Source organism: Streptomyces phyllanthi, from assembly GCF_009377205.1.
Taxonomy (GTDB): domain Bacteria; phylum Actinomycetota; class Actinomycetes; order Streptomycetales; family Streptomycetaceae; genus Streptomyces; species Streptomyces phyllanthi.
In genome coordinates this window covers 1-10708 of the sequence record NZ_VJZE01000320.1, presented here as the reverse complement: position 1 = coordinate 10708, position 10708 = coordinate 1, and the positions used below count along the sequence as shown (strand labels likewise).

The 10708-nt window shown below is 71.4% G+C and carries 10 protein-coding genes and 1 pseudogene; 5 read left to right on the top strand and 6 right to left on the bottom strand.

Going from position 1 to position 10708, the window contains the following annotated elements; translation table 11 throughout:
- The first annotated feature begins 186 nt into the window (after positions 1 to 186).
- A complete protein-coding gene (gene fxsA, locus FNH04_RS32255) occupies positions 187 to 759 on the top strand; it encodes an FxsA family membrane protein (RefSeq protein WP_152789404.1) in 573 nt (190 codons plus the stop codon).
- Positions 760 to 960: 201 nt separating this feature from the next.
- Here fxsA and FNH04_RS32250 read toward each other — a convergent pair whose 3' ends face one another.
- The 4 genes from FNH04_RS32250 to yczE form a co-directional block, all read right to left on the bottom strand.
- The gene (locus FNH04_RS32250) at positions 961 to 1335 is read right to left on the bottom strand and encodes an RNA polymerase-binding protein RbpA (protein ID WP_003977404.1); all 375 of its coding nucleotides are present in this window, start codon (positions 1333 to 1335) and stop codon (positions 961 to 963) included.
- A 278-nt stretch (positions 1336 to 1613) separates the two neighbouring features.
- Positions 1614 to 2960: an MFS transporter gene (locus FNH04_RS32245; RefSeq protein WP_322724446.1), complete on the bottom strand. Its 1347-nt coding sequence runs from the start codon at positions 2958 to 2960 to the stop codon at positions 1614 to 1616.
- A gap of 39 nt (positions 2961 to 2999) precedes the next feature.
- Positions 3000 to 3767 carry a glycerophosphodiester phosphodiesterase gene (locus FNH04_RS32240; protein ID WP_322724445.1) on the bottom strand — a complete coding sequence of 256 codons (768 nt, stop codon included), beginning with the start codon at positions 3765 to 3767 and terminating at the stop codon, positions 3000 to 3002.
- Positions 3764 to 4465 (bottom strand): membrane protein YczE, encoded by a 702-nt coding sequence (yczE, locus tag FNH04_RS32235; RefSeq protein WP_152789403.1) that lies wholly within the window; start codon positions 4463 to 4465, stop codon positions 3764 to 3766. Before yczE ends, FNH04_RS32240 begins: the two co-directional genes overlap by 4 nt.
- A gap of 64 nt (positions 4466 to 4529) precedes the next feature.
- Here yczE and FNH04_RS32230 point away from each other — a divergent pair, with 64 nt between their 5' ends.
- Entirely contained in the window at positions 4530 to 6035 is a 1506-nt protein-coding gene (locus tag FNH04_RS32230; RefSeq protein WP_152789402.1) for an SCO1417 family PLP biosynthesis transcription factor, read from the top strand.
- Positions 6036 to 6081: 46 nt separating this feature from the next.
- Here FNH04_RS32230 and FNH04_RS32225 read toward each other — a convergent pair whose 3' ends face one another.
- Positions 6082 to 7698: an ATP-binding protein gene (locus FNH04_RS32225; RefSeq protein WP_322724444.1), complete on the bottom strand. Its 1617-nt coding sequence runs from the start codon at positions 7696 to 7698 to the stop codon at positions 6082 to 6084.
- Positions 7699 to 7734: 36 nt separating this feature from the next.
- A complete protein-coding gene (locus FNH04_RS32220; protein ID WP_152789401.1) occupies positions 7735 to 7929 on the bottom strand; it encodes a hypothetical protein in 195 nt (64 codons plus the stop codon).
- Between the two features lie 323 nt (positions 7930 to 8252).
- Between FNH04_RS32220 and FNH04_RS32215 the strand changes: the two genes are divergently transcribed.
- The 3 genes and pseudogenes from FNH04_RS32215 to FNH04_RS48060 all read left to right on the top strand — a co-directional run.
- Positions 8253 to 8645, top strand: a complete 393-nt coding sequence (locus FNH04_RS32215; RefSeq protein ID WP_152789400.1) for an ankyrin repeat domain-containing protein — start codon at positions 8253 to 8255, stop codon at positions 8643 to 8645.
- Positions 8646 to 8947: 302 nt separating this feature from the next.
- The gene (locus FNH04_RS32205; RefSeq protein ID WP_152789399.1) at positions 8948 to 10366 is read left to right on the top strand and encodes a HEAT repeat domain-containing protein; all 1419 of its coding nucleotides are present in this window, start codon (positions 8948 to 8950) and stop codon (positions 10364 to 10366) included.
- 172 nt (positions 10367 to 10538) lie between these two features.
- Positions 10539 to 10708, top strand: a pseudogene (locus tag FNH04_RS48060) (glycosyltransferase family 1 protein); the annotation flags it as partial.

The window sequence follows — 10708 nt, the reverse complement described above, 5'->3', positions numbered from 1 at the left end:
GGTGGGAAAGGTGCTGGGGCGGCGGAAGGCGTCGTGAGCCGCGGGCGGGCCGGGGCCGAAGCTGTCGGCCGCGCTGGGGCTGAAGCTGTCGGCCTTGCCGACTGGGCCGGCCTTGTCCCGAGGCTCACAGCTCTGTCCGACCAGCCCCTTATCCCGTGCTGAGCCGGGGCCGGGCACACTGGGGGCATGACGACTGGCGCTCCGACTCCCACGTATCCCGCCCGGCCGCGGCGCTCGCGGATGCGTACGTTCCTGCCGCTGGGTATCGCCGCGTGGCTCGTGCTGGAGATCTGGCTGCTCACGCTGGTCGCGGGCGCGGCCAGTGGCTTCGCGGTCTTCCTGCTGCTGGTCGCCGGTTTCGTCCTGGGGTCCGTGGTGGTCAAGCGGGCCGGGAGGCGGGCGTTCCGGAACCTGACCGAGACGCTGCAGCGACAGCAGAGCGGGGAGGCTCCCGCGACCGGTGGCAACACTGAGGGCAATGGCTTCCTGATGCTGGGTGGTCTGCTGCTGATGCTGCCCGGCCTGGTCTCCGACGTGGTGGGGCTGCTCCTGCTGATTCCGCCGCTTCAGAAGGCCCTGAGCCGTTACGCGGAGCGCACCTTCGAACGCAAGATCCGTGAGGCCGGTACCGGCAGCCTGGGCGACGCCTTCCAGCAGGCCCGCATCCACCGCCCGGACGGCAAGGTCGTGCAGGGCGAGGTGATCAGGGAGGACGACGGGGACGCTCCGCAGGGGCCACGGCCGCCGTTGAATCGCTGAGTTTCTCCGCCTCCGCCGAGGGGGCTCCGCCCCCTGGGCTCCCGCTCCTCAAACGCCGGAGGGGCTGACGCTGGGGGTCTCGGGGCGCAACCCGTCCCGAGAAGTGGCTGAGCGCAACACGAAACCGCGGGCCCCGTACATCCTTGTACGGTGCCCGCGGGCTTCGGTCGTGCTGTGTATGCCGCCCAGCCCCCGGAGGGGCTACGCGGACTTGCGGCTGTCCCGCGGATGTACCGCGATGTTCATCGCGCCGGAGCGGAGAACGGCCAAGCGCTCCTCAAGGACCTCTTCGAGTTCCTCTCGTGTGCGCCGCTCCATCAGCATGTCCCAATGCGTGCGCGCGGGCTTGGCCTTCTTTTCCTCTGGACCGTCGCCATCCACGAGGAGTGCCTGGGCCCCGCAGACCTTGCACTCCCACTCCGGCGGGATCTCCGCCTCGACCGAGAAGGGCATCTCGAAGCGGTGCCCCTTCTCGCATGCGTACTCCACGGCCTGGCGCGGGGCCAAGTCGATGCCGCGGTCCGTCTCGTAGCTGGTCACCACGAGGCGCGTGCCGCGAAGAGCTCGCTCACTCATGAATCGTGCCTCCCGGGCTTGTCGCCCACAGGACAGGTGTCGCTGTCGTCGTCATCCGGTCAACGTCCGGTCGGCGGTAAAGATTCCCGTTCCGTGTCCCGTTCCGGGTCATGCGTCGCCGTCGTAGCCGCAGCCTTGTCAACCAATGCAGTACCCACCGGCGCCCGGTTTGTCACATCTGACAGCAGATGTCACCTAGCGTTTCGGCATCTTTGACGCGCAGTAACGGTACGCCTGGCAGGCCAACCGCGTACACTACAGCCCTTTCGCCCCTGGTGCTAAATCCGTTCCGGTACGGGATTGCCCGCGTCGCTGATCGCCTGCCGCACCGGAACCCGTGCGAGCAGGGCGAATCCCAGGACGAAGAAGACCAGCAGAGAGATGATCGCGTCCCGATAACTTCCGGTCAGCTGGTATGTCAGACCGAACAGCAGCGGGCCCAGCCAGCTCATGCCGCGGTCGCTCATCTCGTACGCCGAGAAGTACTCGGCCTCCTTCCCGGGCGGGACGAGGTGTGAGAAGAGTGACCGCGACAGGGCCTGGCTGCCGCCGAGGACCAGGCCGATCCCGGCCGCCAGAACGAAGAACCACACCGGGGCGCCTGCCGGAAGGAAGTATCCCGCGCCCAGGGTCAGCGTCCATGCGACCAGCGAACCCAGGATCGTGCGCTTCGCCCCGTACTTCCGGGCCAGCCGTCCCATGCCCAGCGCGCCCGCCACGGCGAGCAGCTGGACCAGCAGCACCGCCCCGATGAGTGTCGACTGTCCGAGGCCCAGTTCCTCGGAGCCGTACACCGAGGCCTGGGAGATCACCGTCTGGATGCCGTCGTTGTAGACGAGGTACGCCAGCAGGAAGGCCAGCGTCAGCGGGTGGCGGCGCATGTCCCGTACGGTCGCCGCCAGTTGGCGCAGGCCGGGGGCCGTGGCCCGGGTCTCCGGAGCCCGGCGGTCGCGCAGCCGCCGCAGCGGAACGAGGGTGAAGGCGCCCCACCACAGGCCCGCCGAGGCCAGACAGATACGGACCGCTGTGCTTTCGGACACACCGAAGCTGTCGTGGGCGGTGAACAGCACCAGGTTCAGGACCAGGACCAGTGAGCCCGCCGCGTAACCGAAGGCCCAGCCGCGGGAGGAGACCGCGTCGCGCTCCTCGGGGGACGCGATCTGCGGCAGGTAGGAGTTGTACAGCATCATCGAGACCGACTGTGCGGCGTTCGCGATGACGAGCAGGAGGCCGCCGAGGAGGTAGCGGTCACCGTCCAGGAGGAACATGCCCGCCGTCGCGGCCGCCCCCGTGTAGGCCGCCGCCGCTAGCAGCGGCTTCTTGCGGCCCGTACGGTCGGCTGCCGCGCCCACCAGGGGCATGACCAGGACGGCCACGATCACCGACACTGACACCGAGTACGCGAAGAAGGATCCGGCGCGGACCGGGATGCCCAGGGGGTGGACGAAGCCGTCCGCGTCCGCCGCCGACTTGGCGACCGAGGTGAGATAGGGGCCGAGGAACACGGTCAGCACGCTGGTCGAGTAGACGGAGCACGCCCAGTCGTAGAAGTACCAGCCGCGCTGCTCGCGCCGCCTTCCGGCGGCCTCGTCCGCCCCGTCCGTCCGCACGGTGTCGATGCCCACCCGTGCCCTCGCTTCCCCGGTGTGCGGGCCGCGCGAGGGTCAGACCCAGGTTCCCCGGTCCTCGAGAACCTTGCGCAGCGTGTCGATGTGATCGGTCATGATGCCATCCACGCCCAGGTCCAGGAGCCGGTGCATGCGTTGCGGTTCGTTCACGGTCCACACGTGGACCTGGAGCCCGCGCGCGTGGGCGGTGCGGATGAACCGGTGGTCCACCACGGGGACCCCCGACTGGGACTCGGGCACCTGCGCGGCCACCGCCGAGCGGCGCGGGGCGGCCGGCACGCCCCACGAGCGCAGCCGGAGCGCCAGGACGCCCCGGGTGCCGTACGACGTGGCCAGGCGCGGGCCGGCCAGGAGCTGGGCGCGGGCGACGCGCGCCTCCGAGAACGAGCCGACGCAGACGCGGTCCCAGGAGCCGGTACGGGCGATGAGGTCCAGCAGGGGATGGAGGGTCGGCTCCGCCTTCATGTCGACGTTCCAGCGCACCTCGGGGAACTCCTCGAGCAGTTCCTCGAAGAGGGGCACCGGCTCGGAGCCCGCCACGCGCGCGTGCCGTACGTCCTTCCAGGGCAGGTCCGCGATGCGGCCCGCGCCGTCGGTCAGCCGGTCCAGGGTCGCGTCGTGGAAGGCGACGAGCTGTCCGTCGGCCGTGGTGTGCACATCGGTCTCGATGTACCGGTAGCCCGCCTCGACCGCGCGCCGGAACTGGGCCACGGTGTTCTCCAGGCCGTCCGCCGCCCCGCCCCGGTGGGCGAAGGCGATCGGGCCGGGATGGTCGAGGTACGGGTGGCGTACGGGCGTGGTCACCTGGGCAGTATCGCCCGCTCGGACGGACCGGTGGCAACGACCGTGCTGCCGGATGCCGTGGGGACGGCGAACACCCGCAGGAACAGCTGGGCCAGCGGACCGATGGACAGCGCGTAGAGGATCGTGCCGACGCCGATCGTGCCCCCGAGGGCGAAGCCGGTCGCCACGACGGCCACCTCGATCGCCGTGCGGATCAGGCGGATCGAGCGGCCGGTGCGCTGGTGCAGGCCCGTCATCAGGCCGTCTCGCGGGCCCGGCCCGAAGCGGGCCGCGATGTAGAGGCCGGTCGCCGCGCCGTTCAGGAGGATGCCTGCGACGAGCAGGGGAACCCGTACGGACAGGGCGTGCGCGTCGGGCACCGCCGCGAGGGTGGCGTCCATCGCGAGGCCGACCACGAAGACGTTGGAGACCGTGCCGAGGCCCGGGCGCTGGCGCAGCGGGATCCACAGGAGCAGCACCGCCGCGCCCACGATGATCGACATCACGCCGATCGTCAGCCCGGTGAGCTTGGCGAGCCCCTGGTCCAGCACGATCCAGGGCGCAAGGCCCAGGCCCGCCTCCACAAGGAGCGCCATGCTCGCGCCGTACAGCGTGAGACCCGCGTACAACTGGATCAACCGTCGCCCGAGACGGCGCTGCGTGGATGGGTCGCTGGACAAGACGTGCCCCCCTGAGGTGGTGGAAGTGGCCTGGCGCATGACACCCTGTGGCTTGGCGGGATACGCCATCCATGGCCAATTCGGGGAAGGTGGACTGAAAAATATGGCCCAGTGGACTTCGGCGGTGGGTGCTGCCCAGCTCGCGCGGCTGCTCACCTCCCAGCAGGAGCGCCCCGCGGGCCCGGGAGCCCGCCGTCCGCCCGCCTATCGCGCGCTCGCCGACGGGATCCGGCTGCTGGTGCTGGAGGGCCGGGTGCCGGTCGCGGCGCGGCTGCCCGCCGAGCGGGAGCTCGCGCTGTCCCTGTCCGTGAGCCGGACGACGGTCGCGGCGGCGTACGAGGCCCTGCGCACCGAGGGGTTCCTGGAGTCCCGCCGCGGAGCGGGCAGCTGGACCGCCGTACCAGCCGGTAACCCGCTTCCCGCGCGCGGGCTCGAACCGCTCCCGCCCGAGGCGCTCGGCTCCATGATCGACCTGGGGTGCGCGGCCCCGCCCGCCCCCGAGCCCTGGCTCACCCGGGCCGTGCAGGGCGCCCTGGAGGAGCTGCCCCCGTACGCCCACACGCACGGCGACTACCCGGCCGGGCTGCCCGCGCTGCGCTCGATGCTCGCCGAGCGGTACACCGCGCGCGGGATCCCGACCATGCCCGAGCAGATCATGGTCACCACCGGAGCGATGGGCGCCATCGACGCGATCTGCCATCTCTTCGCGGGACGCGGTGAGCGCATCGCCGTGGAGTCGCCGTCCTACGCCAACATCCTGCAGCTGATGCGTGAGGCGGGCGCCCGGCTCGTGCCCGTCGCGATGGCCGAGGGGCTCGCCGGATGGGACCTGGACCGCTGGCGGCAGGTGCTGCGGGACGCGGCGCCGCGGCTGGCGTACGTGGTGGCCGACTTCCACAACCCGACGGGCGCGCTGGCCGACGAGGACCAGCGGCGGCGGCTCGTGGACGCGGCCCGGGCCGCGGGGACCGTACTGGTCGTGGACGAGACGATGAGCGAGCTGTATCTGGACCCGGAGCTCACCGACGCGATGCCCCGGCCGGTCTGCGGCTTCGATCCGGGCGGTTCGGCCGTCATCACGGTCGGCTCGGCGAGCAAGGCGTTCTGGGCGGGTATGCGCATCGGATGGGTGCGGGCCGCTCCCGACGTCATCCGCAGTCTTGTCGCGGCCCGTGCGTACGCCGACCTCGGCACACCCGTGCTGGAGCAGCTCGCCGTGAACTGGCTGATGAGCACCGACGGCTGGGAGCAGGCGGTGGGCATCCGGCGCGGCCAGGCCCGCGAGAACCGGGACGCGCTCGTCGCTGCCCTGCGCCGGGAACTGCCCGGCTGGGAGTTCGACGTGCCGCGGGGCGGGCTCACCCTGTGGGTGCGCACCGGAGGGGTGTCGGGTTCGCGTCTGGCCGAGGCCGGGGAGCGTGTGGGTGTGCGTGTGCCGTCGGGTCCCCGGTTCGGGGTCGACGGGGCCTTCGAGGGGTATGTGCGGCTGCCGTTCACCGTGGGCGGTGCGGTGGCCGACGAGGCGGCCGCGCGGCTCGCGGCGGCGGCGCGGCTGGTGGAGACGGGCATTCCCGGGGGCGTGGAGGCGCCGCGTACGTTCGTGGCGTGACCGGGGCCTGTCCGGCGGATCAGGGCCGGACAGGCCCTGGAACGGGTCAGCTCTCGGCCACCGCGGCTTTCGCGGGGACCGCCTCCGTGCCCTCCGGTCGGGCGTCCGTCTTCGGCGGTTCGGGGTCGGCGTCCGCCGCCACCGTGTCCGCCGGAGCCGTCCGGGGCGGCAGCAGGTCCAGCACCGCCTGCCGGTGGCTCTCCGGTGTGGCGTCGTCGTACGGGTCCGGGGTGGCCGGCACCTGGAGACGGTGGACGGGGCCGGTGCCCAGGCGGGCGTACCCGCGGCCGGGCGGGACGTCCACAGCGGGTGTGCTGCGCGGGCGCGTGCCCAGGACGTCCTTCAGCTGCTCCGGGGAGGCGGGGCCGAGCACCACGCGCGCGCGTGTGTGCTGGAGTACCGCCTCGGAGAGGGTGTCCAGGCCGTCGAACTGCTCGGCCACGACGACGGTCACGTTCGCCGGGCGGCCGTGGCGCAGCGGTACCTGGAGGAGGGACTGCGGATCCCGGCCGCGGTCGGCGGCGGCCACGTGTCCCAGAGCGCCGGGACGGTCCAGCAGGATCCACAGGGGGCGCCTGGTGTCCTCCGGCGGCGCGTGGCCCGCCTGACGGGCGCGGTTCGCGGCGATCAGCCGGCGCTCCGTCTCGTGCGCCGCCCACTCCAGGCTCGCCAGCGTCCCGGCGAGCCCGCACTCCACGGCCAGTACCCCGTCCCGGCCGGTCAGGCACGCGTAGTCGCCGGTGCCGCCGCCCTCGACGATCACGACATCGCCGTACCGCAGGGTCTGGAGCGCGATCGAGCGGAGCAGGGTCGTCGTACCGCTGCCCGGTTCGCCCACCACCAGCAGGTGCGGCTCCGTGGAGCGGACGCCGGTGCGCCAGACGACCGGAGGGACGTCGAGCTGTTTGCCTCCGTGGGCCAGGGGCAGCGTGCGCTGGACGTGGGTGGGGTCGGTGAAGCCGAGGACGGTTTCGCCCGGTGCCGTGACGAAGCGCTGCGTGGCGATGCCGGTGGGCAGTGGTGCGAGGACCCTGACCGTGAGGTGGTTGCCCTCCTCGTCCCAGTCGAACAGGTACTCGCGGCCGCGGCCGGACTTGGCGTGCACCACCTGCTCGATCCGCGCGCGGGACTCGGCCTCGCCGTCCGTGAAGTACGCCGGATAGAGGATCTCCAGGTGCCGGAGGCGTCCGGAGTCGTCGAAGTCGTACGCCGGGAACGCCGTGCGCCAGTCGCCGCCGTGTACGTAGAGGGGGGCCGTGGCCTCCACGGCTGTGAAATAGGGCACGAGAGCCTCGTACAGCGCCTGGAGGCGCTTGATCTGCGCCTCCTCGGGGACCTTGGACTTCGGCGCGGAGTGCTCACGGCCCTGCCAGGCCGCCGCCGCCATCAGTCCGATGAGGGCGAGCAGCGGGCCGTACGGCACCAGGGCCACGACCAGGATCACCGACGCCCCCAGAAGGAACAGCGATCCGCGCCTGTCCTTCGGGGTGTCTGCCCACTTGCGCCGTCCGGCGGCCGCCAGCCGGCGCAGGCCACGGGTGATCGTGATCAGTGGGTGGAGAACGTCGGTGGCGCCGTCGGCTGCCGTCCGGGCCAGTTCCCGGCTCCGGGCGAGGTGCGTGCTGCCTTTGCTCAGGATGCGGGGGAGGGGGCGGCGGGCCACTGCTGTCTCCTGGGGTGCGTACGGGCTGGAGCGGGGTCAGAAGCTGATCCCGCCGAGGAGGTTCGCGAAGCTCTCGCCTCCTGCCTTGATGCTCGGGGCGAGGGCCGTACCGCCGAGGTAGAAGCCGAAGAGCGCCGAAACGATGGCGTGGGACGGCTTGAGGCCGTCCTTCCGGAAGAAGAGGAAGACGATGATGCCGAGCAGGACGACGCCTGAGATGGACAGAATCATTTGTGCTCTCCTGGTCGAGGGGGACAGTCACCATGAGTTCTTCCAGGATCACAGAAGGTATTCATACTATAAAAGGTGCATATGGGTGAATTCGGGTTGATTTCCCTCGAACGGTGGAGCCGCTGCTGGGCCGGCCGGGCCGGTGTGGCGCCTGGTGGAGTCTGCTGTGATCTTTGCCTCGGGCGGTTCCGGTCATGTGCGGGCGGATCCCAGTACCCTGTCGATTCACTCGTACGGCGGCACCGACCTACCGTCGTACGGACCCGATGCCGTTCCACGGAGCCACTCCGGCTCCTCTGCTCGCTGTGAGAGGCGGTCCGCCCATGGTTGACGCCCCCGACCCCGAGGTCGTGGAGCTCGCGACCAAGATCTTCGACCTGGCGCGCCGGGGTGAGACCGAGACGCTCGTGGAGTACGTCGACGCGGGCGTTCCGGCCAACCTCACCAACGACCGCGGCGACTCGCTCGTGATGCTCGCCGCCTACCACGGCCACGCCGACGCGGTGCGCTCCCTCCTGGAGCGCGGCGCCGAGGCCGACCGCGTCAACGACCGAGGCCAGACACCGCTCGCGGGGGCGGTCTTCAAGGGTGAGGAGGCGGTCATCCGGGTCCTCCTCAACAGGGGCGCCGACCCCCTCGCGGGCACTCCGTCGGCCGTCGACACGGCCCGGATGTTCGGCCGGACGGAACTGCTGGAACTGTTCGGCGCACGCTGATGAAACTTTTTTGACCAGCGCAGACACGGAAGACGGGGGAGGCGGTACGGGGCCGCCGGAAATTTCGGTCGCGGCAGGAAGAACCGCCGGGTCATCATGACGTCGTGATTCACGGACACGATGGCTGGGCAGGTGTTGCCGCACCGCGTGGGCCGTGATGCGGTCCGCATGGGCCACCGACGAGAGGCAGAGGAAGATGGTCTACAGCAAGCAAGAGACGGCGGGCGCTCCGACGTGTTGTCACGCGGCCAGGTAGTTGCGGATCCCCGGTTGCGTCGACGCTTGATGTGAGGCTGTTTCCCATGTTCGAACCGGTCATAGCGCCCAGCGGTACGCTGCTCGGCCTCCTCCAGCGGGGCCGCGGCGACGGTACGCTGCACGCGCTCACCGCCCCGCGGGCCGAGGCGCTCGCGGCACTGAACCACTGTGTGCTCAGCGACCCCCGCCACGACTGGCAGGTGGAGAACCGCTCGCTGTACTACGCCCGTCTCTACCTCGACCTCCACGGCGAGCTGGACGAGATCGAGCGGCACCTCTTCGCCGCCGAGGACGTGCTCGACACGTGCGAGTCACGCACCGGGCTCGCCCTGGCGGTCCTCGGGCACCTCGCCTCGTACGGCAGGCGGGACGCGCTCGAACTGCTGCGCAGGTACGCGGCGCACGGCACCAACTGGGCCTGGGCCCTCGACGAACTGGCCCTCAGGGACGACGACGCCGGACTGCGTGCCCTCGCGGCGCCCGTGCTGGCGCGCTTCTCCACCGACGCGGAGGGCGAGGCCGAGCTCGCCACCGTCGTCCGCGACGCGTTCGAACCACGGCCCTGGCGGCTGTGGGCCGAGGACTCCCGCGAATCGATCGCCACACGCGTGCGTGCCGCCCAGGAAACCGGCTGCTTCGACCGATGGCAGCGGCAGATGCGACCTACCGGGCCCCGTCCGGGCTGGAGCGTGCGGGCCGTCTTCGAATGGGCCCAGCAGGGGATCGAGCGCGGTGCCGTGCTCCATGTGCCGGCCGCCCGGTGTCTCACGGCCGTCGCGGGGCCCGAGGACCGGCCGGAGATCCTGGAAGCCGCCCGCGCGGGCAGTGACGGCGCCCGCTGTACCGCCTTGCGCTATCTCGCCGACGGCAATGATCCCGACGCCCTCGATCTGATCGAGGGCGCCGTGGCCGACGGTTCGGCGGCCGTCGTGGACGCCGCCGTGGACGCCTTCGAACGCATGTGCAGTGTCGCTGCCGTCGACCGGGCGCGCCGTTGGGCGCACCGGCCGGACGTGCTGGGCGCCGCCGCCGGACGCATGCTGGCCTGCCGGGGCGGCACCAAGGACAGCGACCTGGTCCTGGGCGCGCTCCGCGAGGCCGTACGGGGCGAGGGGCCGGACGCACCCACGCTGTGGACCCTCGTCGACGGCGCCGGACGGCTCGGCATCGTCTGCGCGGCCCCCGTTCTGCGTCACATCTACCGCGAGACCGCCTCGTCCCACCTCCGTGGCCGCGCCGCCCGCGCGCTGGCAGCCACCGATCCCTCCTTCCCGTCCGGCTTCGCCGTCGAATGCCTCTGGGACTGCGAGGAGTCCACCCGCGAGATCGCCGCCCGGCACGCCGAGACCGGTGACACCCGCGTCGTCGAACAGTTGCGCAGGCTCGCTGCCGATCCCGCCGAGGAGGACGAGGTCCAGACAGCCGTACGGAGCCGGATCGGACCCGACGCCCCCGCCGTATGACCTGCCGCGCATCCCCGGCGTATGAACAACTGGACAACTGCATGAACGCGGCGTGACCTGGGGGAAAGGGGCGCGGAGCCGGACGGGAGCGGAGCGCGATGCTCATGCGTCGTTCCCCGTCCGGAAAGATCCACGTTGACGCGGCCACGTCCGGCACGAGGACAACACCCGTATGCGTGTCGTCATCGTGACCGAGTCCTTTCCCCCCGATGTGAACGGCGTGGCCCACTGCGCCCTGCAGACCGCTCGGCACCTCGCCGCGCGCGGTCACGCCCCGCTCGTCGTGGCCCCGGCCTCCCCCAAGTCCTCGACTTCGCTCGGACAGGGAGGTACCCCCGTCTC

Coding starts and splice junctions, on each gene's coding strand:
- FNH04_RS32220 (WP_152789401.1), bottom strand. CDS start 7,929: ATGATTCTGTCCATCTCAGGCGTCGTCCTGCTCGGCATCATCGTCTTC.
- FNH04_RS32215 (WP_152789400.1), top strand. CDS start 8,253: ATGGTTGACGCCCCCGACCCCGAGGTCGTGGAGCTCGCGACCAAGATC.
- fxsA (WP_152789404.1), top strand. CDS start 187: ATGACGACTGGCGCTCCGACTCCCACGTATCCCGCCCGGCCGCGGCGC.
- FNH04_RS32205 (WP_152789399.1), top strand. CDS start 8,948: ATGTTCGAACCGGTCATAGCGCCCAGCGGTACGCTGCTCGGCCTCCTC.
- FNH04_RS32230 (WP_152789402.1), top strand. CDS start 4,530: ATGGCCCAGTGGACTTCGGCGGTGGGTGCTGCCCAGCTCGCGCGGCTG.
- FNH04_RS32250 (WP_003977404.1), bottom strand. CDS start 1,335: ATGAGTGAGCGAGCTCTTCGCGGCACGCGCCTCGTGGTGACCAGCTAC.
- yczE (WP_152789403.1), bottom strand. CDS start 4,465: ATGCGCCAGGCCACTTCCACCACCTCAGGGGGGCACGTCTTGTCCAGC.